The following is a 21,259-nucleotide window of genomic DNA, read 5'->3' as shown; positions in this document are numbered from 1 at the left end:
CGCTCCTATAGTGGCGCGGCGACTTTTCAACAACCGACAGAGGAACCCATGGTCAAGAAACTCCAGAAGATGGCCGAGAAGAAGAGCACGTCGGCCGCCGGGCTGCTCGACGGCGCATTCGCCGGCACCGTGAAGGACTCGGCCCAGCAGATCTGGCTGGCCGGGCTGGGCGCCTTCTCGAAGGCCCAGGAAGAAGGCGGCAAGGTGTTCGATGCGCTGGTCAAGGAAGGCATCAGCCTGCAGCGCAAGACCCAGGCGGTGGCCGAGGAGAAGATCGGCGAGGTCACCAACAAGATGAGCGGCATGGCCGGCGACGTCACCGCCAAGGCGGGCCAGCACTGGGACAAGCTGGAAGCGATCTTCGAGGAGCGCACCGCGCGCGCACTGGGCAAGCTGGGCGTGCCGAGCGCGAAGGACGTGGCGGCGCTGAACCAGCGCATCGACGAACTCAGTGCACTGATCGGCAAGTCGACGAAGCCGGCGGCCAAGGCGGCGGCGAAGACGGCCCCCGCCAAGAAGGCACCGGTCAAGCGCGCCGCACGAAAAGCCGCATGACCGTCGCCCGGATTGACATCCGGGCCACTTCAGGTCCGCTTGGAAGTGAAGGCCGAACCCTCGAGCTTGCCGGTCATCGATCGTTCCCACTCCTGCTCGACCTCCATGAAGGTCGTGACGCTCGCCTCGCGCACCTGCACGTGCGTGGTGTCGCCGAAATCCATCCGGCCGACCGCGCTCACCTTGGTGCGCGCCAGCGTGCCCGAAGCGCGCGCGCGCAGCAGCGTCAGCCCGCGCGCCGACCAGTCCATCACCAGCGTGTCGAGCTGCGCCATCGCCTTGCGCAACAGTTCGGGCGGCAGGTCGTCGAAGGCCTTCATGCCCTTGGATTTCAGCGCGCGTTCCAGCATGTTCAGGTGCACCAGCACCTTGCGTGAGCGCGGATCGCGGTCGAGCACCGCGGCCAGTTCGAGGCGCATGGCCTGCACGTCGGCGGTGTCCGACGGCGAGCCCCTCGCGGCAGACAACGCCGAATCGGAGAAGCGTGTCACCGCCGGGTCGAGCACGACCTTGAAGTCCAGGCCCTTGCGCTGCAGACGCAGCGGGCGGCGGAAGAAGCGCTTGAGCCAGCGCACCGGGTTCTTCAGGAAGGCATTCGGGTCGGCCGCGGGCTTGGCCGGTTTGGCGGGCTTGGCACCCTTGCCAGCCTTGTCGGCCTTCACCGGCCTGGCCGTCGCACGGGAGGCCGCTGCCGGCTTCGCGGCCGCGACCGGCGGCGCAGCCTTCTTGCCGGGCTTCGCATCGGCCTTGGTCGGGAAGCGCAGGCTCATTCCATCGCTCCGAGCAGGAATTGAATTGTCGACACATGCATCCTTGTCAGCCCGCCGGGCGCAGCGACGATCCTGCCATGCCGCCTCGCGCCCCCGGGAGCATGCCAGTCCCAAGTCGGGGCGATCTGGCAATTCGTCACAAACTGATTCCACTCAAGTCTTGAACCAGCCGGGAAACAGCCACACCGCGATGGCCGTCATCACCAGGTAGCGCCCGAACTTGCCGACCGCCATGTAGGCGACGCAAGGCCAGAACGGCAGCTTGAGCCAGCCGGCCACCGCGCACAGCGGGTCGCCGACCAGCGGCAGCCACGACAGCAGGCAGGCCTTTGCACCAAAACGCTGCAGCCAGCGCAGCACGCGCACCTCATGCGGCTTGTGCGCCAGGTGCTCGTAGGCCTTCTCGGCGCCGTAGCCCATCCACCAGGTGATGGCGCCCCCCAGCGTGTTGCCGGCGGTGGCCACCCCGATGGCCGGCCAGAACAGGTCGGTGTTGGCGCTGACGACGGCCACCACCATCGGCTCCGAACCCATCGGCAGCAAGGTCGCGGAGATCAGCGCGATCACGAAGATCGAACTGAGACCGAATTTGGGCAGCGCCAGCAGCGCGATCAGCGGGTCGATCCAGGCATCCATCCGAGGGGATTATGCGCAGACCCCAAGGGCTATACTCTGCCTCCTTTTTTGGCACTCCCCCACCATGCATCCCGGCCCCGACAACGGCTTCGGCAATGGCCTCGTCGTAGGCGGCATCACGCTGCCGAACCGCTTGTTCGCCGCCCCGATGGCCGGCGTGACGGACCGGCCGTTCCGCCAGCTGTGCAAGCGGCTGGGCGCGGGCTACGCGGTGAGTGAAATGGTCACTTCGCGGCGCGAGCTGTGGAACAGCCTGAAGACCTCGCGGCGCGCCAACCACGACGGCGAGGTCGCGCCGATCGCGGTGCAGATCGCCGGCACCGAGCCGCAGATGATGGCCGAGGCCGCGGCCTACAACATCGACCGCGGCGCGCAGATCATCGACATCAACATGGGCTGCCCGGCCAAGAAGGTGTGCACCAAGTGGGCCGGCTCGGCGCTGATGCAGGACGAGCCGCTGGCGCTGGCGATCATCGAGGCGGTGGTGGCGGCCTGCGCGCCGCGCGGCGTGCCGGTGACGCTGAAGATGCGCACCGGCTGGTGCCAGGCCGAGCGCAACGCGGTGGCCATCGCGCGCGCCGCCGAAGCGGCCGGCATCGCGATGGTGACGGTGCACGGCCGCACGCGCGAGCAAGGCTACGGCGGCCGGGCCGAGTACGACACCATCGCCGCGGTGAAGGCCGCGCTGCGCATCCCGGTGGTTGCCAACGGCGACATCGATTCGCCCGAGAAGGCGCGCGAGGTGCTCGCGGCCACCGGCGCCGACGCGCTGATGATCGGCCGCGCGGCGCAGGGCCGCCCGTGGATCTTCCGCGAGATCGCCCACTACCTCGAGACCGGCGAGCACCTGCCGGCGCCCGAGGTGCTGCAGGCCAAGGCCTGGCTGCTGGAGCACCTGGACGACCACTACGGCCTGTACGGCCGGGACGACGCCGGCACCGGCGTGCGCACCGCGCGCAAGCACATCGGCTGGGCGGTGCGCGCCCTGCCCGGCGGCGAAGGCTTCCGGGCCCACATGAACACGCTGGATTCCTGCGACGCGCAGGTCCGCGCCGTGACCGACTGGTTCGATCAACTGGCGGACACCCACCTGCGGCTGCCCACCGCCATCCCGGCGGCAGCCAACCAAGACCTCATCGAACAACAAGCATGAGCAAGAAGCACATCGAAGAATGCATCCGTGACAGCCTCGAAACCTACTTCAAGGACCTGCGTGGGGTCGAGCCGAACGCGATGTACGACATGATCCTGAAAGTCGTCGAGAAGCCGCTGCTCGACGTGGTGATGAAGCATGCCGACGGCAACCAGAGCCGGGCCGCCGAATGGCTGGGCATCAACCGCAACACCCTGCGGCGCAAGCTGCTGGACCACAAGCTGACCAAGTAATCGAGACAAGCCCATGCAAGCCCTGCTTTCCGTTTCCGACAAGACCGGCGTGCTCGCCCTCGCCCGCGAACTGCACGCCCTGGGGTGCACGCTGCTGTCCACCGGCGGCACCGCCAAGCTGCTGTCCGACGCCGGCCTGCCGGTGACCGAGGTGGCCGAACACACCGGCTTCCCCGAGATGCTGGACGGCCGCGTGAAGACGCTGCACCCGAAGGTGCACGGCGGCCTGCTGGCGCGCCGCGACCTGCCCGAGCACATGTCGGCGCTCAAGGAACACGGCATCTCCACCATCGACCTGCTGGTGGTCAACCTCTATCCGTTCGAGGCCACGGTGGCCAAACCCGGCTGCACGCTGGAAGACGCGATCGAGAACATCGACATCGGCGGGCCGGCGATGGTGCGCTCGGCGGCGAAGAACTGGAAGGACGTCGCGGTGCTGACCGATGCCTCGCAGTACGCCGGCGTGGTGGCCGAGCTCAAGTCGGCCGGCAGCGTGAGCCGCGAGACGAAGTTCAGGCTGTCGGTGGCGGCGTTCAACCGCATCGCCGACTACGACGGCGCGATCAGCGACTACCTGTCGTCGCTGCAGCCCGACGGCAGCCGCAGCGAGTTCCCGGCGCAGAGCAATGGCCGCTTCGTCAAGCTGCAGGACCTGCGCTACGGCGAGAACCCGCACCAGGCCGCTGCCTACTACCGCGACCTGAACCCGGCCCCGGGTTCGCTGGTGACCGGCCGCCAGCTGCAGGGCAAGGAGCTGTCGTACAACAACATCGCCGATGCCGACGCGGCCTGGGAATGCGTGAAGTCCTTCGGCCCGGGCGATGCCCCGGCCGCCTGCGTGATCGTCAAGCACGCCAACCCGTGCGGCGTGGCGCTGGGCGCCGACGCGGCCGAGGCCTATGCCAAGGCCTTCAAGACCGACACCAGTTCGGCCTTCGGCGGCATCATCGCGTTCAACGTCGAGCTCGACGGCAAGGCCGCGGCCGAGGTGGCCAAGCAGTTCTCCGAGGTGCTGATCGCGCCGTCGTTCAGCGCCGAGGCGCTGGAGATCTTCAAGGCCAAGAAGAACGTGCGCCTGCTGCAGATCGCGCTGCCGCCGGGCGGCGCAAGCGCCTGGTCGCAGGGCCGCAATGCGCAGGACGTCAAGCGCATCGGCTCGGGCCTGCTGATCCAGGGTGCGGACAACCACGAGCTGGCACTGGCCGACCTGAAGGTGGTCACCGTGAAGCAGCCGACCCAGGCCCAGCTGCAGGACCTGCTGTTCGCGTGGAAGGTGGCCAAGTACGTGAAGAGCAACGCGATCGTGTTCTGCGGCAACGGCATGACGCTGGGCGTCGGTGCCGGGCAGATGAGCCGCGTCGATTCGTCGCGCATCGCCAGCATCAAGGCCGAGAACGCCGGGCTGTCGCTGCAAGGGTCGGCGGTCGCGAGCGATGCGTTCTTCCCGTTCCGCGACGGGCTGGACGTGGTGGTCGATGCCGGCGCGAGCTGCGTGATCCACCCGGGCGGCAGCATGCGCGACGACGAGGTGGTCGCGGCGGCGAACGAGCGCGGCATCGCGATGGTGCTGACCGGCGTTCGTCACTTCCGTCACTGAGCCGGACCGCTACCATCCCGGCATGACCCGTCCCGAGTTCGTCGGCCTGCTGCTGTCGACCGTCGCCCGCCTGATCACCGGTGCCCAGGGGCACTGGTACGGCAGCCCGCCGAAGGCCGAGCAGCGCATCTACTTCGCCAACCACCAGAGCCACTTCGACTGGGTGCTGATCTGGGCCTCGCTGCCGCGCGACCTGCGCGCACAGACGCGGCCGATCGCCGCGCGCGACTACTGGACCTCGTCGCCGCTGAAGCACTGGATCACGCGCGAGGTGTTCAACGCGGTCTACGTGAGCCGCATCCGCACCGAGGACGAAGACCCGCTGGAGCCGCTGGTCGAGGCGCTGCGCAACGGCGACTCGCTGGTGATCTTTCCGGAAGGCACGCGCGGCAACAAGGGCGAACCGCAGGCCTTCAAGGCCGGGCTGTACCACCTGGCCGAGCAGTTCCCGGACGTGCAACTGATTCCCACCTGGATCGACAACGTGCAGCGCGTGATGCCCAAGGGTGAAGTGGTGCCGGTGCCCATCCTGTGCTCGGTGACCTTCGGTGCGCCGATGACGCTCGGCGCCGGCGAGGACAAGCGTGCCTTCCTCGAGCGCGCGCGCTCGGCCGTGGTCGCGCTGGCGAAGGTGGCGGCCTGATGGGTGCGCTGCGTCAACTGACGGTGTCGCAGCAGGTCGGCCTGCTGTTCGTGATCATCTTCGGGCTGCTGGCCATCGTCACCGGCCTGGCGTTCGCGCGCTCGCTGCGCGAACTGTCGCCCGAGATGGCCGAGCTGACCGAGCGCTTCCGGCGCGAGCTGCGCGCGGTGTGGATCGGCACGGTGCTGTTCTGGGTGGCGTGGGCGTCGGGCGCCTTCATCGCGACGCTGCTGTTCGCGCTGATGTCCTTCCTGGCGCTGCGCGAGTTCATCACGCTGACGCACACGCGGCGCGGCGACCACCGGGCGCTGCTGGCCGCCTTCTTCGTGGTGCTGCCGCTGCAGTACTTCCTGGCGGGCACACGGCACTTCGACCTGTTCACCGTCTTCATCCCGGTGTATGCGTTCGCGGCGCTGCCGATCCTGGCGGCGCTGGGCAACGACGCCACGCGCTTCCTCGAGCGCACCGCGAAGATCCAGTGGGGCACGATGGTGTGCATCTACGGCATGAGCCATGCGCCGGCGCTGCTGCTGCTGGACTTCGAGGGCTACCAGGAGCGCGGCGCGTTCCTGGTGCTGTACCTGGTGCTGGTGGTGGCGTGCGCGCAGGGCGTGCAGGCGCTGGCCGCCCGGCGCGTGCGGGCGCTGCCGGTGGCACGGCAGATCGACCGCACGTTCTCGTGGCGGGCCTTCGTCATCGGCGCGCTCGGCGGCGGGCTGGTCGGCGGGCTGCTGTACTGGATCACGCCGTTCAAGCCGGCGCAGTCGCTGCTGATCGGCTTCATCGCGTCGGGCTGCGGCACGCTCGGCTCGCTGGTGATGCAGGCGCTCAAGCGCGATGCGGGCGTGCGGCGCTGGGGCAACCGGGCCTCGGTGACCGGCGCGGTGGGGCTGCTGGACCGGGTGGCGCCACTGGCGTTCGCGGCGCCCGTGTTCTTCCATTCCGTGCGGTGGTATTTCGATGCGTGAACCGGGCGATACCGTAGCCCGGATGCCAATCCGGGAGCGGCGCTAGCATGCGCATCCTCGGCATCGACCCCGGCCTGCGGACGACGGGCTTCGGCGTCATCGACGTCGAGGGGGCGACGCTGCACTACGTCGCCAGCGGCACCATCAAGACCGACGCGGCCGACGCCGGTCATCTGCCGGCGCGGCTGAAGATCATCTTCGACGGCATCTGCGAGGTGGCGGCCCGCTACGAGCCGCACTGCGCCTCGGTCGAGATCGTGTTCGTCAACGTCAACCCGCAGAGCACGCTGCTGCTCGGCCAGGCGCGCGGCGCCGCGCTGACGGCCCTGGTGTCGCGCAGCCTGGAGGTGTCGGAGTACACCGCGCTGCAGATGAAGAAGGCCATCGTCGGCCACGGCCAGGCGCGCAAGGAACAGGTACAGGAGATGGTGATGCGGCTGCTGAAGCTGCCCGGCCTGCCCGGCAAGGACGCAGCCGACGCGCTGGGCCTCGCGGTGTGCCATGCGCACGCCGCCAAGTCGTTCGCAGCCATCGACCGAGCGACGCAGCGCACCCGCACGACGCGTTCGCAGTTCAAGGCGGGCCGCAGCTACTGAGTGCCTGCACGTGGAGCCGACAATGGCACATTGCGTCCACTGCCATTCTTCTTCCAGACTGATAGATTTCCGGCGGACGAACACTCTCTGCCGGAGCCCTCTTGACCTTCATCGCGATCCCGGAATGGACTCCGCACGGCCTGCTTCCTCCCATCGATGCCCGAAGTCCGACAAGTGCGACGCGCTCTCCCTATTCGGTACCCTTGCTGGACGTCGTGATGCGCTTCTCCACCACCGCGCCACGCCGCCAGATCCTGTCGGGGCTCATGGACTACCGTGCTGCCATGCATGACATCGGGCTGGTCGCCGGCATGCAGTGGCTCGACGGCAGCTTCATGGAACAGGTCGAGCTGCTGGAGGCGCGCCATCCTCGAGATCTGGACGTCGTGAGCTTCGTGCACACACCGTCGACCTTTGCGCCGAGCGCTGCAGGATGCGATGTCCTTGACAGCGAAAAGGCCAAGGCCCGCTTCCGCGTCGATGGCTACTTCGTGGGCCTGGATGAACTTCCGCCTCGGAACCTCGTCGCTCAGAGCGCCTATTGGTACGGCCTCTGGTCGCATCGCCGCAACCAGGCCTGGAAGGGGTACCTGCAAGTCGACCTGGATCCGGCATCCGATGTGCTGGCGCGCCGATGGTTGGCCCGGTACGATGCCTCGACGACTGAAACATGACATCACCCGAGCGCCACCACCTGCTTGCTGACCAGCGGTTCCTGCGCGAACAACTGGCAACCATGCCCGCGTCCGCCGTGTTGACGCGCATCAGCACCGAGGCACGGCTGCGTGCCGTGGAGTCGCTGCTGGCGGATATTCCGCCGGACATTCCGTCGACATGGCCACCGGCACGCGCTCGCCTGACGTTCAGCGGCGCGCCTGTCATCGACAGCCACGGCATCGCGGCCGACTTCGGCATGCGTGCAGTCAGCAGTTTCAGCGATGCCGTCGCAGCCATTGCCGCATCACTGTCTGCGCCGTTGGCAGCGACGGGCCCGATCCCGAATCGCGATCAAAACCAATTGCTGATCACCAGCACCGCCATCGGCTCGTTCGGCTTTGAACTTGAAGAGAACCGCTCGGCCGACTCACCCCTTGCCAACGACCCAGGTGTCGCAACCGCCTTGGACAGGACCCGGGCGTTGCTCGAAAGCACCTTCGGCACGGACGAAGAGCTGGCGGATGTGGCATCGGAAACCGATCGGCGTGCGCTCGAGAAGGTTCGTGCCTTCTTGAAGGTGCTGGCGGACAACGACGCGACATGCGCCTTGCAGCATGCGGACCATGTGGTCCGGTTCTCCGACGTGGAGCAGGTCAGGCGCAGCCTGCAGCGACTGGCCGCCGACAACCTTCGCGAAGCGCACGACACCTTGACCGGACAGTTCACCGGATTGCTGCCGCTGGGTCGCACCTTCGAGTTCACCGTGGCCGACAGCATGCAATCCATTCGTGGCAAGGTCGCGCCAGCTGTCGAAGGCATCACGGCCATCAATCGGCATCTTGGTGTCCGCGTGCGGATCGACGTGCTGACCACGCAGGTGGGCCGCGGCCGCCCGCGATATCTGCTGGTTCGCCTTCCTGAATGGCCTTGAGACGCCAGCCATCGAGACACAGGCACCCTGAAATGACTTGGAGATCCTGGACGCGGCGCCTCGCCGCAGCGGCGGCCTTCGCGGCTGCGGCAGGGCTGGCCGTTGCGCAGCAGACGCCCTCCTTCCCGCCGCTCGAAACGTCCGGCGCGGCACCCTACGTGATCGGCACCGAGGCCGATCTGGCGGCATCGCCCAGCTGGACCGACCTCGAGGCGATCGCGCTGCGCGATGCCCAGCTCACGCGCGGCGCCTTCCGCGGCGTCGACGGCGTGAAGATCCACTACCGGCTGTACCAGCATCGCGCTGAAACCCGCGGCGGCATCGTCATCGCCACCGGCCGCACCGAGGGGCTGGCGCTGTACCAGGAGACGGTGCGCGACCTGGTGCGCAGCGGCTACTCGGTCTACATCCACGACCACCGCGGCCAGGGGTTCTCGCAACGGCTGCTGCAGGACGACTCGATCGGGCACGTCGAGGATTTCGACGACTACGCGAACGACCTGGCCAGCTTCGTCGACGGCCCGGTGCGCGCCGCGCGCGTGGGGCGGCCGCTGCCGCTGTTCCTGCTGGCCCACTCGATGGGCGGCGCGGCGGCCGCGCTGTTCCTCGAGGCCTCGCCCTCGGCCCGCATCTCGGCGCTGGCGCTGGTCACGCCGATGATGGCGCCGTGGGCCACCGGCGCCAGCCATGCCGGCGTGACGGCCCAGCTGGCCGACTACCTGTGCGACGGCGGCACCATGCAGCTGTCGGGCATCGCGTGGCTGATGCCGAAGAGCTATGCCGAGGGCACGCCCTTCGATCCGGCCTACGCGTTGATCCGGCAGCGGGCGCCCGAGGCGCCGAACGCATTGACCCACAGCGCGGCGCGCTTCAAGCGCCACTGGGACATGCGAGCGCAGGCGCGCTGCGACGGCCCGGACTGCGGCTCGCCGCACGCCAAGGTGGGCGGCGTGTCGTACCGCTGGTTCCAGCAGGCCTGCGCCGCGGCCGAGCGCGTGCGCGGCGATGCTGCCGGGCGCATCCGCCAGCCGGTGCTGCTGCTGCAGGGCGAGGAAGACGTGGTGGTGAAGCCGTCGGCGCAGAAGACCTTCTGCGACACGCTGAACGCGGCCCACGCCGCCGGCTACTGCGTCGGCCGCACGGCGATGCAGGGCCGGCATTCGCTGCTGATCGAGGCCGATGCGGTGCGCATCCCGGTGCTGCACCGGGTGCTCGGCTTCTTCGATTGCGTGGCCGGCGGCGCGGCACGCTGCGACTAGGGCCGCGGGCTCCTAGAATCGCTGCGTCCGCCTTCACCGGCGGACAGCGTTCTCAGGGCGGGGCGGAATTCCCCACCGGCGGTATCCGTGAGCGATCACGGGAGCCCGCGAGCGCCCGTGCGTGCGTCAGCACGAACGGGGTCAGCAGACCTGGTGCGATGCCAGGGCCGACGGTCACAGTCCGGATGAAAGAGAAACGCGAATACCACGTGCGCTGCGGCTTCGGTCGCGGCGTTCGCGTTGTCGCGCGCCCTGATTCTGGCCCTCCATCGATGGAAAAACCCATGAATCAGACCTCCACCACCTCTCCTTCCACCCCGCGCATCGCGCTCGTTTCGGCCTCGTGGCACCGCGAGATCGTCGAGCAGGCACGCCGCGGCCTGCTGGCCGAGTTCGAGCGACGACGGGTCTCGACGCGCGGCATCGACGCGTTCGACGTGCCCGGCGCGTTCGAGATCCCCTTGCATGCGCAGAAGCTCGCGCGCAGCGGGCGCTACGACGCCATCATCGGCTGCGCGCTCGTCGTCGACGGCGGCATCTACCGCCACGAGTTCGTCAGCGCCGCGGTGATCGACGGCCTGATGCGCGTGCAGCTGGACACCGGCGTGCCGGTGTTCTCGGCCGTGCTGACGCCACGCCACTTCCACGAGCACGCAGAGCACCGGCAGTTCTTCAGCGAGCACTTCGTCAAGAAGGGCGCCGAAGTGGCCGGTGCATGCCTCGCGACGCTGGACGGGCTGCGCTCGATCGCGGCTTGACGAGGGGTCAGCCGAACTTCCAGTAGAGGAAGAGCACGCCGAGGACCAGCGGCACGGTCACCCAGTTCGGGAACGACGTGTGGCGCGGGTCCTCGGCGCGGAACAAGGCCCCGATCACCACGCCGAGCAGGCTGCCGACCACCGGGCCGAACAGCAGGCCGACGAGGCCGAAGCCGAGCGCGCTGCCGCCGATCCAGCGCACGAACACCGGTTTCAGCTCGGCGACCGGCAGCACGTCGCGGTACACGCCCAGCCACCACGCGACGGCTGCGCCGATCACCGCCCCGACCACCGCGCCGACGAAGGCCGATGCGATGCGGTCGCCGAACGTCAGTCGGGACATGAGGAACCCTGCGCAATCAACGGCGGCGGCGATCGAGGCTCGAATGCCCCTCGATCGCCGGCGAGGGCCGCAGGCGCTGCGGCGACAGCTCTTCGCGTGCGCGGCGCTCGAACGACAGCAGGCGGCCGAACTCGAACAGCACCAGCCCGACCAGGCCGATGCCGCCGGCCGCGGCCACCAGCGGCGCCAGGTCGAACGAACCCAGCAGCGCCAGCAGGTTCAGCACGCCGACCGCCGCGCCGGCGTAAAGGCCTACCGAGCCGAGCCGGCGCAGTGCATCGGCGACGCCCGACGCCGGCCAGGCATCCAGCGTCCCCGGCACGCCCGCCACCAGGCTGATGCGGTAGATCCCGGCGGCCAGCAGCACCAGCGCGCCTGCGCCCGCCACCCACGGCGCCAGGTGCGCGGCATCCGCGCCGGCCGTGGCGGCCGCGAGGCACGCGAGCACCATCGGCACCATCAGGCCGAACAGTGTCAGGCAGTAGCAGATCTTGAGCAGGAACGGAGCCTGTTTCATGGGATTCGAAGCGACGGGGACGGCGCAGTCTAGCCAGCCGCCGCCGCGGCGTCGCCCATTGCCGGCCCCCTCTGTTGGGGGTGTGTCGGCTGGCTACGACAGGCCGCGCTCCACCATCGCGATCAGCCGTTCGCCCAACGCCCCCACCTGCGCGGTCGGCAACCCGCGCAGCGGCCCGTCGATCACCAGCAGCGCCAGTCCGTGCACCGCCGACCAGGCCAGGTATTCGGCGCCGGGCCGCTGCGCGGCGGGCATCAGGCCGGCGACGACGAACATGTCGAGCGCGGCAGCCAGCAACTGGAACGGGTTGAGCCCGCTGTCGCCCGCCTTGGCCGGATCGGCATCCGCTTCCACCGGGTCGGGCACCGAGAACGCGGTGCGGAACCAGCCGGGCTCGGCCTGCGCGAAGCGCAGGTAGCCGACGCCGACCGCACGCAGGCTGGCGCGCGCCGCCAGCGGGGCCGCCATCTGGCGCGGCAGCGCCGACAGCTCGGCCTCGATCGCGCGGGCCAGCGCCGCCAGCCCGGCCGCGCGCACCGCCTGCAACAGCTCATGGTGGCTCGCGAAATGCCGGTAGGCGGCATTCGGCACCACGCCGGCACGCCGCGTGGCCTCGCGCAACACCACGGCATCCGGGCCGCCGTTGCGCGCCAGCGCGATGCCGGCCAGCAGCAGGGCCCGCTGCAGGTCGCCATGCCGGTAGGTCTCGCGCTGCCTGACGTCGGGTCGACTCATGTCATCAGCTTGTCGGTAGACAGCGCCGCGAGCGGCTGCTATGGTTTGTGGACGGTGTACACAATCATCGTACCCGTGCTTCCTGTCGGATCGCAAGGAGATGTCATGCAAGTCCAGCCTTATCTGTTCTTCAACGGCCGCTGCGAAGAGGCGCTCGCGTTCTACCGCAAGGCACTGGGTGCCGAGGTGACGATGATGATGCGCATGAAGGACAGCCCCGAGCCGCCGGACCCGAAGATGTGCCCGCCCGGGGCCGAGGACAACGTGATGCACGCGGCCTTCACCATCGGCGACACGCTGGTGATGGCGTCCGACGGCCTGGGCGGCGGCAAGACCGACTTCAAGGGTTTCTCGCTGTCGATCACCGCGAAGGACGCGGCGCATGCCGACCGGCTGTTCAACGCGCTCGGCGACGGGGGCCGGATCGAGCAGCCGCTGACGACCACCTTCTTCTCGCCGCGCTTCGGCATGGTGGCCGACCGCTTCGGCGTGTCGTGGATGATCATCGTCCCGGCGTCCACCCCTGCGTCCTGATCCCGGAGGATTCTTCATGCCCCACCGCCACCTCGATGCCCGAAAACGCTGGATGGCCCTGGCCGTGCTGTGCCTGGGCGTGCTGATGATCGTGCTCGACACCACCATCGTGAACGTCGCGCTGCCGTCGATCCGCAGCGACCTGGGCTTCACCGAGACCTCGCTGGTGTGGGTGGTCAACGCCTACATGCTGACCTTCGGCGGCTTCCTGCTGCTGGGCGGGCGGCTCGGCGACCTGTACGGCCAGCGCCGGCTGTTCCTGCTCGGCATCGCCGGCTTCACGCTGGCGTCGCTGGCCTGCGGGCTGGCGAACTCGCAGGGGCTGCTGATCGTCGCGCGCGCGGTACAGGGGCTGGCGGGTGCGGTGGTGTCGGCGATCTCGCTGTCGCTGATCATGAACCTGTTCACCGAGCCGGCCGAGCGTGCCAAGGCGATGGGCGTCTACGGCTTCGTCTGCGCCGGCGGCGGCAGCATCGGCGTGCTGCTGGGCGGCCTGCTGACCGGCGCGCTGAGCTGGCACTGGATCTTCCTGGTCAACCTGCCGATCGGCATCGCGGTCGCAGCGCTGTGCCGCGTGCTGCTGCCGCCCACGCCGCCGTCGGCCGGCGGCGCGAAGCTCGACGTGGCCGGCGCGGCGATGATCACCGCGGCGCTGATGCTGGCGGTGTATGCCATCGTCAACGGCAACGAGGCGGGCTGGCTGTCCGTTCAGACGCTCGCGATGCTCGGCGGCGCCGTGGTGCTGCTGGGCATCTTTCTGGCGATCGAGTCGCGCGTGGCCGAGCCGCTGGTGCCGCTGTCGCTGTTCCGGCTGCGCAACCTGGCGACGTCCAACATCGTCGGCGTGCTGTGGGCGGCCGGCATGTTCGCGTGGTTCTTCATCTCGGCGCTGTACCTGCAGCTGGTGCTGGGCTACACGCCGATGCAGGTGGGGCTGGCCTTCCTGCCGTCCAACCTGATCATGGCGGCCTTCTCGCTCGGGCTGTCGGCCAAGCTGGTGATGCGCTTCGGGCTGAAGCGGCCGCTGGCGGGCGGGCTGCTGGTGGCGGCGCTCGGCTTGGCGCTGTTCGCGCGCGCGCCGGTGGATGGCAACTTCTGGGTCGACCTGCTGCCGAGCATGCTGCTGCTGGGCGTGGGCGCGGGCGTCGCGTTCAATCCACTGCTGCTGGCGGCGATGAGCGAGGTGAAGCCGCAGGATTCGGGGCTCGCATCGGGCATCGTCAACACAGCGTTCATGATGGGCGGCGCCCTGGGGCTGGCGCTGCTGGCCAGCCTGGCGGCGGCGCGCACCGGCGGGCTGGTCGAGGCCGGGGCCGACCCGAAGAGCGCGTTGACGGCGGGGTACCACCTCGCGTTCCTGATCGGCGGCGTGTTTGCCGCGGTGGGTGGGGTGCTTGGGGCAGCACGGTTCACGACCGTCCAGGCTTCGGCTGAAAGCCAGGCGCCTCAGGTGGCGTGAAGTGATGGACACGATCCCGGATGCCAATCCGGGATCGCGGTCAACCGCTCAAGCGCTGCACTCGAGCTGCAGCGACTGGATCTGGCCGCCGATGCCGAGCTTGGTGATCAAGCCACCTTCGCGGCTGTTGGGGCCGAAGGCGATGGAGCGATCCTTGAACATCGCGTGCTCGTAGACGCGCAGCGTGGCCTTGGGACCGGTCACCAGGCTGTCGATCTCCTTCTTGAGCTGCCTGCCGTTCATCTTGTCGGCGCTGTCGAGCGAGACCGGCCCGACCAAGGTCGCCACGTCGCCCTTGAAGTTGCGTTCACCGTAGAACTGGGCCCAGCAGCCCGACTCCAGCTCGGGGGTCGAGATCTGCACCGGCACCTGCACGATGACGGGCTGCGGGCGCGTGTCGCCGGTGGCCGTCTGCAGGTTGCTGGGGGTGGAACTGCAGCCGGCCGCGATCGATGCGGCAGCCAAAACCAGGGACACGGACATTGTTGAGTTTTTCATTCGATACCTCATGTGGATGCAGCGATCCAACTCGGGGACCACGCGTCAGGATGATCGATGCGCCCCACCGGGTCGTCGATAGGACGCTGACCCTTCAGGGTGTAGGCAGCCATCACCACGTGGGTCCGGGCGACAATCCTCCCGGCCGAGCCCCAAGATGCCATGACCCGCTATCCGAATCTGAATCCCGAGAAGGCGCTCATCTGGCGCATCCTGCACAGGAGCAACCTTCCCTGGGTCTTGGCGCACGGCTTGCATTGCGCCAGCAGCGAGGTGCAGTCCCCTGGATGGGTGAGCATCGGCAACGTCGAATTGATCAGCAAACGGGCATCGCACCCGGTACCCGTCAGCCCGGGCGGTGTACTCAGCGACTACGTGCCCTTCTACTTCACACCGTTCTCGGTGATGCTCCACAACATCCACACGGGGTGGGGTGGCATCAAACAATGCCCCAACGAGGACATCGTGATCCTCGTCTCCAGCATGCACCGGCTGAAATCCATGGGTTTGCCGTTCCTGTTCACCGACAGCCACGCCTACTTTCGGTGGGCGAATTTCCATGACGACCTGAGCGACCTCGAGCAGATCGATTGGCCCTTGCTTCAGCATCGCGACTTCAAGCGAGATCCCGAAGATCCAGCGAGGTTCGAACGGTACCAGGCCGAGGCGCTGGTGCACCGCCACGTCCCTCTCGATGCCTTGCTGGGGATCGTGTGTTACAGCGGTGGCGTGAAGGCAGACATTGAGCAGACAATGTCCGCTCTGGGAACGTCCTTGCCCGTCCATACGCGCCCTGGTTGGTACTTCCGATGATCACCTACACACAAGGCAACCTTCTCGAATCGGGCGCCGAAGCCCTGGTCAACACCGTCAACACCGTCGGTGTCATGGGCAAAGGTATTGCCTTGATGTTCAAGGAACGCTTCGAGCGCAACTTTGACCTGTACGCCGCAGCTTGCAGGGCCGCGGAAGTTCGAGTCGGGCACATGTTCGTCACGGAAACCGGCGAGTTGAGCGGTCCCCGGCTGGTGATCAACTTTCCGACGAAGGATCACTGGCGATCGCCGTCGCGGCTGGAATGGATCGAAGCCGGACTGGAAGATCTCAAACGCGTTCTGAAGGAACGGGATGTGCGATCCATTGCCATTCCCCCGCTGGGGGCGGGAAACGGTGGTCTGGAGTGGCCCGCGGTGAAGGCTCGCATCGAGGAAGCGCTGCACGATCTCGATGATGTGGAAGTACTGGTCTTCGAGCCGACAGACAAATACCAGAATGTCGCGAAGCGTACGGGCGTTGAGAAGTTGACGCCTGCGCGCGCGTTGATTGCCGAAATGGTGCGCCGCTACTGGATCCTCGGCATGGAGTGCAGCCTGCTCGAAATTCAGAAGCTGGCCTGGTTCCTTGAACGGACGGTCGCACAGCTCGGTCTGCCCAATGACCTGCATCTGCAGTTCAAGGCCCATCGGTATGGGCCATTCGCCCCGAAGCTCAACCATCTGCTGAACAGCCTGGATGGAAGCTACCTTCGCAGCGCCAAGCGCATCGCCGATGCGAGCCCGTTGGATGTCATCTGGTTCGACGACTCCCGCAAGGATCTTGTCCACTCATTCCTGAAGAGCGAAGCCACTGATCTACTTCCGGCACTGGACGCCACAAGCGAACTCATCGACGGCTTCGAATCCCCGTATGGCATGGAACTGCTGGCCTCCGTCGATTGGCTCTTGAGCCGGACGGGAATCTCCGCCGACACGGCGGCCTTGAGAGAAGCCTTGAGGCATTGGCCCGCCGAAGAAGCCGATGGCGCAGGCGAGCGCAAACATCGACTCTTCGACGAGCGCGCCATTGGCGTCGCCCTGGACCGCCTGCTGAACAGTCCGCTGTACCCGAGCACCGCGCCGAGTCACGCGACGCAGACCACCTGATCAGTCGTCGCCCTTGAGCTGCGGCAACGCCGCCCCACCCGCCGTCGACAGCAACCCTGCCTTCGAATAGACCATCAGCTTCTCGCGCGTGTCGGCGATGTCGAGGTTGCGCATCGTCAGTTGCCCGATGCGATCGAGCGGCGAGAACGGCGCGTTCTCCACCTTCTCCATCGACAGCCGCTCCGGCGCATAGGTCAGGTTCGGGCTCTCGGTGTTCAGGATCGAGTAGTCGTTGCCGCGGCGCAGTTCCAGCGTCACCTCGCCGGTGATCGCGCGCGCCACCCAGCGCTGCGCAGTCTCGCGCAGCATGATGGCCTGCGGGTCGAACCAGCGGCCCTGGTACAGCAGGCGCCCGAGCTTCAGCCCGTTCATGCGGTACTGCTCGATGGTGTCCTCGTTGTGGATGCCGGTCACCAGGCGCTCGTAAGCGATGTGCAGCAGCGCCAGCCCCGGGGCTTCGTAGATGCCGCGGCTCTTGGCCTCGATGATGCGGTTCTCGATCTGGTCGCTCATGCCCAGCCCGTGGCGCCCGCCGATGCGGTTGGCCTCGAGGAACAGCTCCACCGGGCTCGCGAAGGTCTGGCCGTTCAGCGCCACCGGCTGCCCGTCTTCGAAGCGCACCGTGACCTCCTCGGCCTTGACGGCCACGTCATCGCGCCAGAAGGCCACGCCCATGATCGGGTTGACGATGCGGATGCCGCTGTTCAGGTGCTCCAGGTCCTTGGCCTCGTGCGTGGCACCCAGCATGTTGGAGTCGGTCGAGTAGGCCTTCTCGGCCGACATCTTGTAGCCGAAGCCGGCCTTGGTCATGAAGGCCGACATCTCGGCGCGGCCGCCCAGTTCGTCGATGAAGAGCTGGTCCAGCCAGGGCTTGTAGATCTTCAGGTTCGGATTGGTCAGCAGGCCGTAGCGGTAGAAGCGCTCGATGTCGTTGCCCTTGAAAGTGCTGCCGTCGCCCCAGATGTGGACGTCGTCCTCCTTCATCGCCGCGACCAGCATGGTGCCGGTGACCGCGCGGCCCAGCGGCGTGGTGTTGAAGTAGGTGATGCCGGCCGTCGAGATGTGGAAGGCGCCGGCCTGCAGCGCGGCAATGCCTTCGTTGGCCAGTTGCAGCCGGCAGTCCACCAGGCGCGCCTTCTCGGCACCGTACTGCATGGCCTTGCGCGGGATCTCGTCGTAGTCGGGCTCGTCGGGCTGGCCCAGGTTGGCGGTGTAGGCATAGGGCACGGCGCCCTTGTTGCGCATCCAGTGCAGCGCGGCGCTGGTGTCCAGGCCGCCGGAGAAGGCGATGCCGACTTTCTGCCCGGCGGGCAGGTTCTGGAGGATGGTGGCCATCTGGGATCTTCGAGAGGGGAAACTGCGAACCGACGAGCGGGCGGGCCGCCATTTTAGGCGGCACGCCGGCGCGCCAGCGCCGCCCCCTCCCCCAGCGCCTTCAGCTTGGCCTCGGCCACCGTCCGGCTCATCGGCGCGAGGCCGCAGTTCGTGCACGGGATCAGCCGCTCCTTCGGCACGAACTGCAGCGCGCGGCCGATGGTGTCGGCCACCTCTTCGGCCGTCTCGATGGTGTCGCTCGCGACGTCGATCACGCCCACCATCACGTCCTTGCCGGCAAGCAGCGCCATCAGGTCGGGCGGCACGTGCGAATGGATGCACTCCAGGCTCACCTGGTCGATGCGGCTCGCGGCCAGCGCCGGGAACACCTTCTCGTACTGGCGCCATTCGTCGCCCAGCGAGTTCTTCCAGTCGATGTTGGCCTGGATGCCGTAGCCGTAGCAGATGTGCACCGCGGTCGTGCAGCGCAGGCCCTCGGCCGCGCGTTCGAGCGCCTTCACGCCCCAGTCGGCCGCCTCTTCCATGTAGACGTTGAAGGCCGGCTCGTCGAACTGGATCACGTCGACGCCATCAGCCTCCAGCGCGCGCGCCTCCTGGTTCAGCAGCTCGGCGAACGCGAAGGCCATCTTGACGCGATCGCCGTAGAAGCGGTCGGCCACGGTGTCGACGATGGTCATCGGGCCGGGCAGCGTGAACTTGATCCTGCGCTGCGTGTGCGCCCGCAGGAAGCGCGCCTCGGCCGCATGCACGCGGCCGGTCAGGCGCAGCGGCCCCACCACCTGCGGCACCATCGCCTTGTAGCGGTCGCGGCGGATGCCCATCTCGACCTTGTGCTCGAAGTCGATGCCGGCCACGCGCTCGAGGAAGCCGTGCACGAAATGCTGGCGCGACTGCTCGCCGTCGCCGATCACCGACAGGCCCGCGTCCTCCTGGGCCTTGATCCACAGCAGCGTGGCATCGAGCTTGGCCTGGGCCAGCTCCGCGCCCTCGGCCCGCCAGGTGGGCCACAGCTTGCCGGTCTCGGCCAGCCAGGCGGGTTTCGGCAGGCTGCCGGCGACGGTTGCATCGAACATCGGGGTCTCCTGAAAACGTGCGGCCGATTGTCCTCCCACCGGGGCGGGTGTCGCGCACCCGCGTTAGCATCCCGGCTTTGCCCACCCACAGGATCTGCCATGCAAACCACCGCTTCCGGCCTTCAGTACGAAGACACGGTGCCGGGTACCGGCGCCGAAGCCCAAGCCGGCCAACACGTCTCGGTGCACTACACCGGCTGGCTGTACAACAACGGCGTCAAGGGCGCCAAGTTCGACAGCAGCAAGGACCGCAACGACCCGTTCGAGTTCGGCCTGGGGGCCGGGATGGTGATCAAGGGCTGGGACGAAGGCGTGCAGGGGATGAAGGTCGGCGGCACGCGGGTGCTGGTGATTCCGCCGCAGCTGGGGTATGGGGCTCGCGGTGCGGGTGGGGTGATTCCGCCGAATGCGACGCTGATGTTCGAGGTCGAGTTGCTCGGGGTCTGAGTCCCCGGCGGCAAAGGCGGGTGCGGGCAGGCTGGGGCGCGCCGGATGGGGCGGTCCCCMGCCTGCCCGCACCCGCCTTTGCTACACCGGCGGCGGTCCGCGAAAAGACATGAGGCCAGCATGACCATCCAGTACGGCATCACGCACACGACGACCTACCGCTATGCCAAGCCGGTCCGCTTCGGCGAACACCGCGTGATGTTCCGGCCCCGCGACAGCCACGACTTGCGTGTGCTGGCCACCGACCTGCAGGTCAGCCCCGAAGCCACCGTGCGGATGATCCAGGATCCGTACTCGAACTCCATCGCGCTGGTGCAACCACAAGGCGAGGCCGAAGAGCTGAAGTTCGTCTGCTCGTTCATCATCGAGCATGCGAGCAGCCACAACCTCGAGTTGCCGCTGTCTCCCTCCGCCGAGTTCTTTCCGTTCTCGTACTCGGTCGACGAACGTTTCGACCTCGAGCACTACCTGCGCCCCCACCACGACGATCCGGACGGCAAGCTGTCCGCGTGGGCACGCCAGTTCATTCGCACCGACGGTCCCACCGGCACGCGCGACATGCTGGTGCGCATGAACCAGCACATCCGCGACAACTTCACCTACGCCGACCGCGACGAGGAAGGCACGCAGGACCCGCTGAAGACGCTGGAACTCAACACCGGCAGTTGCCGCGACTTCGCGCTGCTGATGATGGAAGCCGTGCGGCGGCTCGGCGTTGCGGCGCGTTTCGTGTCGGGCTACCTCTACGACCCGGCACTCGATCCGGCCAGCGGCGAGGAAGTCAGCGAGACCACCGGAGCAGGCGCCACCCACGCATGGTTGCAGGCCTATCTGCCGGGCGCTGGATGGTTGCCGTTCGACCCGACCAACAACATCCTCGGCGGATCACAGCTGGTGCGTGTCGGCGTCGTCCGCGATCCCAAGCAGGCGGCGCCGATCTCGGGCAGCTGGTTCGGCGACGCGGATGCCTATCTCGGGATGAACGTCGAGGTTCGGGTCACGCGAACAGGGTGACGATCCCCGGATTGGCATCCGGGCTACGGGCAGCGCGTAGCCCGGATGCCAATCCGGGACTCGTCCGTCATTCACGCCCGAGTGACGGGATGCTGCGCATGCTCCCGAGGCGGCTGGCCGACGGGGTCCGCGTTCTCATCCTCCGGCGGTTCCCCCCCGCTCAGCATCGCCTGGTAGTCCTCCATCAGCTTGGCCTTGCGCGACGCCAGCCGCGCGCCCAGCGACTTCAGGTCCATCTTCGCCTTCTTGGCCTTCGGGAAGATCTGCGAGTGCTCTTCCTCGACGTGCGCGTCGATGTGCTTGCCCAGCACCAGCACCTTGGCGTCGAACTGCGGATCGCCCGGCTTCATCGACGATATCTCGGTGATCAACTCGCGCGCGCTGCCGTGCTCGACCTCGGCCTGGTCGATCAGCGCGTCGTCGCCGATCGCGGCGCGCACCGCCGGGTAGAAGATCTCCTCCTCGATCTGGGCATGCACCGTCAGCTCCATGCAGACCCGCTCGGCGACGGCACGGCGCTCGCCCTCGGTGTTGCTGCGGTCACTGAGCTGGTGGAAGGCGATGAACAACTTCTTGATCGCGATGTGGTCGGCCTTCAGCATCTCGATGGCATCGAAGCGCGACGG

Annotated in this window: 26 protein-coding genes and 1 riboswitch; of the genes, 17 read left to right on the top strand and 9 right to left on the bottom strand. The window is 67.8% G+C overall.

Annotation, left to right across the window (positions count from 1 at the left end):
• The first annotated feature begins 48 nt into the window (after positions 1–48).
• Positions 49–555, top strand: a complete 507-nt coding sequence (locus AC1DYN_RS20360) for a phasin family protein (protein WP_477962893.1) — start codon at positions 49–51, stop codon at positions 553–555.
• A 29-nt stretch (positions 556–584) separates the two neighbouring features.
• On the opposite strand, the gene AC1DYN_RS20355 is transcribed toward AC1DYN_RS20360, so the two are convergent.
• Complete coding sequence (locus tag AC1DYN_RS20355; RefSeq protein WP_477962891.1) at positions 585–1,325, bottom strand: hypothetical protein; 741 nt, start codon at positions 1,323–1,325, stop codon at positions 585–587.
• Positions 1,326–1,478: 153 nt separating this feature from the next.
• The gene (locus tag AC1DYN_RS20350; protein ID WP_477962889.1) at positions 1,479–1,961 is read right to left on the bottom strand and encodes a YqaA family protein; all 483 of its coding nucleotides are present in this window, start codon (positions 1,959–1,961) and stop codon (positions 1,479–1,481) included.
• A 64-nt stretch (positions 1,962–2,025) separates the two neighbouring features.
• Here AC1DYN_RS20350 and dusB point away from each other — a divergent pair, with 64 nt between their 5' ends.
• The 10 genes from dusB (at position 2,026) to AC1DYN_RS20300 (ending at position 10,756) form a co-directional block, all read left to right on the top strand.
• Positions 2,026–3,114 (top strand): tRNA dihydrouridine synthase DusB, encoded by a 1,089-nt coding sequence (dusB, locus tag AC1DYN_RS20345; RefSeq protein ID WP_477962887.1) that lies wholly within the window; start codon positions 2,026–2,028, stop codon positions 3,112–3,114.
• Positions 3,111–3,347, top strand: coding sequence for a Fis family transcriptional regulator (locus AC1DYN_RS20340; protein ID WP_047500781.1), 237 nt, complete (start codon positions 3,111–3,113; stop codon positions 3,345–3,347). The genes dusB and AC1DYN_RS20340 overlap by 4 nt, the downstream gene beginning before the upstream one ends.
• 13 nt (positions 3,348–3,360) lie before the next feature.
• Positions 3,361–4,944 carry a bifunctional phosphoribosylaminoimidazolecarboxamide formyltransferase/IMP cyclohydrolase gene (gene purH / locus AC1DYN_RS20335; protein WP_477962885.1) on the top strand — a complete coding sequence of 528 codons (1,584 nt, stop codon included), beginning with the start codon at positions 3,361–3,363 and terminating at the stop codon, positions 4,942–4,944.
• Positions 4,945–4,966: 22 nt separating this feature from the next.
• The gene (locus AC1DYN_RS20330) at positions 4,967–5,587 is read left to right on the top strand and encodes a lysophospholipid acyltransferase family protein (protein ID WP_477962883.1); all 621 of its coding nucleotides are present in this window, start codon (positions 4,967–4,969) and stop codon (positions 5,585–5,587) included.
• On the top strand, positions 5,587–6,555 hold the full coding sequence (locus AC1DYN_RS20325; RefSeq protein ID WP_477962881.1) for a phosphatidate cytidylyltransferase: 969 nt from the start codon (positions 5,587–5,589) through the stop codon (positions 6,553–6,555). Before AC1DYN_RS20330 ends, AC1DYN_RS20325 begins: the two co-directional genes overlap by 1 nt.
• A gap of 47 nt (positions 6,556–6,602) precedes the next feature.
• Complete coding sequence (gene ruvC, locus AC1DYN_RS20320; RefSeq protein ID WP_477962880.1) at positions 6,603–7,151, top strand: crossover junction endodeoxyribonuclease RuvC; 549 nt, start codon at positions 6,603–6,605, stop codon at positions 7,149–7,151.
• Positions 7,152–7,252: 101 nt separating this feature from the next.
• Positions 7,253–7,825, top strand: a complete 573-nt coding sequence (locus tag AC1DYN_RS20315) for a DUF6932 family protein (RefSeq protein ID WP_477962878.1) — start codon at positions 7,253–7,255, stop codon at positions 7,823–7,825.
• Positions 7,822–8,739: a hypothetical protein gene (locus AC1DYN_RS20310; RefSeq protein WP_477962876.1), complete on the top strand. Its 918-nt coding sequence runs from the start codon at positions 7,822–7,824 to the stop codon at positions 8,737–8,739. Before AC1DYN_RS20315 ends, AC1DYN_RS20310 begins: the two co-directional genes overlap by 4 nt.
• A 32-nt stretch (positions 8,740–8,771) precedes the next feature.
• The gene (locus AC1DYN_RS20305) at positions 8,772–9,998 is read left to right on the top strand and encodes an alpha/beta fold hydrolase (RefSeq protein ID WP_477962874.1); all 1,227 of its coding nucleotides are present in this window, start codon (positions 8,772–8,774) and stop codon (positions 9,996–9,998) included.
• Positions 9,999–10,042: 44 nt separating this feature from the next.
• Positions 10,043–10,200, top strand: a riboswitch (FMN riboswitch).
• 82 nt (positions 10,201–10,282) lie between these two features.
• A complete protein-coding gene (locus tag AC1DYN_RS20300; protein ID WP_477962872.1) occupies positions 10,283–10,756 on the top strand; it encodes a 6,7-dimethyl-8-ribityllumazine synthase in 474 nt (157 codons plus the stop codon).
• Between the two features lie 7 nt (positions 10,757–10,763).
• Here AC1DYN_RS20300 and AC1DYN_RS20295 read toward each other — a convergent pair whose 3' ends face one another.
• From AC1DYN_RS20295 to AC1DYN_RS20285, 3 genes are all read right to left on the bottom strand, one after another.
• Complete coding sequence (locus AC1DYN_RS20295; protein WP_477962870.1) at positions 10,764–11,099, bottom strand: hypothetical protein; 336 nt, start codon at positions 11,097–11,099, stop codon at positions 10,764–10,766.
• A gap of 16 nt (positions 11,100–11,115) precedes the next feature.
• A complete protein-coding gene (locus tag AC1DYN_RS20290; RefSeq protein ID WP_477962868.1) occupies positions 11,116–11,616 on the bottom strand; it encodes a hypothetical protein in 501 nt (166 codons plus the stop codon).
• Positions 11,617–11,709: 93 nt separating this feature from the next.
• Complete coding sequence (locus AC1DYN_RS20285; protein WP_477962866.1) at positions 11,710–12,351, bottom strand: TetR-like C-terminal domain-containing protein; 642 nt, start codon at positions 12,349–12,351, stop codon at positions 11,710–11,712.
• Positions 12,352–12,456: 105 nt separating this feature from the next.
• On the opposite strand from AC1DYN_RS20285, the gene AC1DYN_RS20280 reads away from it, so the two are divergent.
• Entirely contained in the window at positions 12,457–12,885 is a 429-nt protein-coding gene (locus tag AC1DYN_RS20280) for a VOC family protein (RefSeq protein WP_477962864.1), read from the top strand.
• A gap of 16 nt (positions 12,886–12,901) precedes the next feature.
• Positions 12,902–14,344, top strand: a complete 1,443-nt coding sequence (locus tag AC1DYN_RS20275; RefSeq protein WP_477962862.1) for a DHA2 family efflux MFS transporter permease subunit — start codon at positions 12,902–12,904, stop codon at positions 14,342–14,344.
• 48 nt (positions 14,345–14,392) lie between these two features.
• Here AC1DYN_RS20275 and AC1DYN_RS20270 read toward each other — a convergent pair whose 3' ends face one another.
• Positions 14,393–14,821 carry a hypothetical protein gene (locus tag AC1DYN_RS20270; protein WP_477962860.1) on the bottom strand — a complete coding sequence of 143 codons (429 nt, stop codon included), beginning with the start codon at positions 14,819–14,821 and terminating at the stop codon, positions 14,393–14,395.
• A 183-nt stretch (positions 14,822–15,004) separates the two neighbouring features.
• Here AC1DYN_RS20270 and darT point away from each other — a divergent pair, with 183 nt between their 5' ends.
• On the top strand, positions 15,005–15,655 hold the full coding sequence (gene darT / locus AC1DYN_RS20265; RefSeq protein ID WP_477962858.1) for a type II toxin-antitoxin system toxin DNA ADP-ribosyl transferase DarT: 651 nt from the start codon (positions 15,005–15,007) through the stop codon (positions 15,653–15,655).
• Positions 15,652–16,764 carry a type II toxin-antitoxin system antitoxin DNA ADP-ribosyl glycohydrolase DarG gene (gene darG / locus AC1DYN_RS20260; RefSeq protein WP_477962856.1) on the top strand — a complete coding sequence of 371 codons (1,113 nt, stop codon included), beginning with the start codon at positions 15,652–15,654 and terminating at the stop codon, positions 16,762–16,764. Before darT ends, darG begins: the two co-directional genes overlap by 4 nt.
• Here the strand turns inward: darG and argG are convergent, their stop codons facing one another.
• Positions 16,765–18,099, bottom strand: a complete 1,335-nt coding sequence (gene argG, locus AC1DYN_RS20255; protein ID WP_477962854.1) for an argininosuccinate synthase — start codon at positions 18,097–18,099, stop codon at positions 16,765–16,767. It lies immediately after the preceding gene.
• A gap of 53 nt (positions 18,100–18,152) precedes the next feature.
• Complete coding sequence (locus AC1DYN_RS20250; protein WP_477962852.1) at positions 18,153–19,172, bottom strand: methionine synthase; 1,020 nt, start codon at positions 19,170–19,172, stop codon at positions 18,153–18,155.
• 99 nt (positions 19,173–19,271) lie between these two features.
• Between AC1DYN_RS20250 and AC1DYN_RS20245 the strand changes: the two genes are divergently transcribed.
• Positions 19,272–19,619: an FKBP-type peptidyl-prolyl cis-trans isomerase gene (locus AC1DYN_RS20245; protein WP_056805736.1), complete on the top strand. Its 348-nt coding sequence runs from the start codon at positions 19,272–19,274 to the stop codon at positions 19,617–19,619.
• A gap of 120 nt (positions 19,620–19,739) precedes the next feature.
• Entirely contained in the window at positions 19,740–20,633 is an 894-nt protein-coding gene (locus AC1DYN_RS20240; protein ID WP_477962850.1) for a transglutaminase family protein, read from the top strand.
• A 71-nt stretch (positions 20,634–20,704) separates the two neighbouring features.
• Here AC1DYN_RS20240 and AC1DYN_RS20235 read toward each other — a convergent pair.
• On the bottom strand, positions 20,705–21,259 hold a 555-nt coding region (locus AC1DYN_RS20235; RefSeq protein ID WP_477962848.1), incomplete at its 5' end, for a hemerythrin domain-containing protein.

The organism is Rhizobacter sp. P2_D12 (assembly GCF_056404395.1).
This window is presented reverse-complemented; position numbering and strand designations above follow the sequence as displayed.

What these genes read in the sequence shown, in the direction of transcription:
- AC1DYN_RS20360 (WP_477962893.1), top strand. Translation starts at nt 49, where the DNA reads ATGGTCAAGAAACTCCAGAAGATGGCCGAGAAGAAGAGCACGTCGGCC.
- AC1DYN_RS20355 (WP_477962891.1), bottom strand. Translation starts at nt 1,325, where the DNA reads ATGAGCCTGCGCTTCCCGACCAAGGCCGATGCGAAGCCCGGCAAGAAG.
- AC1DYN_RS20350 (WP_477962889.1), bottom strand. Translation starts at nt 1,961, where the DNA reads ATGGATGCCTGGATCGACCCGCTGATCGCGCTGCTGGCGCTGCCCAAA.
- dusB (WP_477962887.1), top strand. Translation starts at nt 2,026, where the DNA reads ATGCATCCCGGCCCCGACAACGGCTTCGGCAATGGCCTCGTCGTAGGC.
- AC1DYN_RS20340 (WP_047500781.1), top strand. Translation starts at nt 3,111, where the DNA reads ATGAGCAAGAAGCACATCGAAGAATGCATCCGTGACAGCCTCGAAACC.
- purH (WP_477962885.1), top strand. Translation starts at nt 3,361, where the DNA reads ATGCAAGCCCTGCTTTCCGTTTCCGACAAGACCGGCGTGCTCGCCCTC.
- AC1DYN_RS20330 (WP_477962883.1), top strand. Translation starts at nt 4,967, where the DNA reads ATGACCCGTCCCGAGTTCGTCGGCCTGCTGCTGTCGACCGTCGCCCGC.
- AC1DYN_RS20325 (WP_477962881.1), top strand. Translation starts at nt 5,587, where the DNA reads ATGGGTGCGCTGCGTCAACTGACGGTGTCGCAGCAGGTCGGCCTGCTG.
- ruvC (WP_477962880.1), top strand. Translation starts at nt 6,603, where the DNA reads ATGCGCATCCTCGGCATCGACCCCGGCCTGCGGACGACGGGCTTCGGC.
- AC1DYN_RS20310 (WP_477962876.1), top strand. Translation starts at nt 7,822, where the DNA reads ATGACATCACCCGAGCGCCACCACCTGCTTGCTGACCAGCGGTTCCTG.
- AC1DYN_RS20305 (WP_477962874.1), top strand. Translation starts at nt 8,772, where the DNA reads ATGACTTGGAGATCCTGGACGCGGCGCCTCGCCGCAGCGGCGGCCTTC.
- AC1DYN_RS20300 (WP_477962872.1), top strand. Translation starts at nt 10,283, where the DNA reads ATGAATCAGACCTCCACCACCTCTCCTTCCACCCCGCGCATCGCGCTC.
- AC1DYN_RS20295 (WP_477962870.1), bottom strand. Translation starts at nt 11,099, where the DNA reads ATGTCCCGACTGACGTTCGGCGACCGCATCGCATCGGCCTTCGTCGGC.
- AC1DYN_RS20290 (WP_477962868.1), bottom strand. Translation starts at nt 11,616, where the DNA reads ATGAAACAGGCTCCGTTCCTGCTCAAGATCTGCTACTGCCTGACACTG.
- AC1DYN_RS20285 (WP_477962866.1), bottom strand. Translation starts at nt 12,351, where the DNA reads ATGAGTCGACCCGACGTCAGGCAGCGCGAGACCTACCGGCATGGCGAC.
- AC1DYN_RS20280 (WP_477962864.1), top strand. Translation starts at nt 12,457, where the DNA reads ATGCAAGTCCAGCCTTATCTGTTCTTCAACGGCCGCTGCGAAGAGGCG.
- AC1DYN_RS20275 (WP_477962862.1), top strand. Translation starts at nt 12,902, where the DNA reads ATGCCCCACCGCCACCTCGATGCCCGAAAACGCTGGATGGCCCTGGCC.
- darT (WP_477962858.1), top strand. Translation starts at nt 15,005, where the DNA reads ATGACCCGCTATCCGAATCTGAATCCCGAGAAGGCGCTCATCTGGCGC.
- darG (WP_477962856.1), top strand. Translation starts at nt 15,652, where the DNA reads ATGATCACCTACACACAAGGCAACCTTCTCGAATCGGGCGCCGAAGCC.
- argG (WP_477962854.1), bottom strand. Translation starts at nt 18,099, where the DNA reads ATGGCCACCATCCTCCAGAACCTGCCCGCCGGGCAGAAAGTCGGCATC.
- AC1DYN_RS20250 (WP_477962852.1), bottom strand. Translation starts at nt 19,172, where the DNA reads ATGTTCGATGCAACCGTCGCCGGCAGCCTGCCGAAACCCGCCTGGCTG.
- AC1DYN_RS20245 (WP_056805736.1), top strand. Translation starts at nt 19,272, where the DNA reads ATGCAAACCACCGCTTCCGGCCTTCAGTACGAAGACACGGTGCCGGGT.
- AC1DYN_RS20240 (WP_477962850.1), top strand. Translation starts at nt 19,740, where the DNA reads ATGACCATCCAGTACGGCATCACGCACACGACGACCTACCGCTATGCC.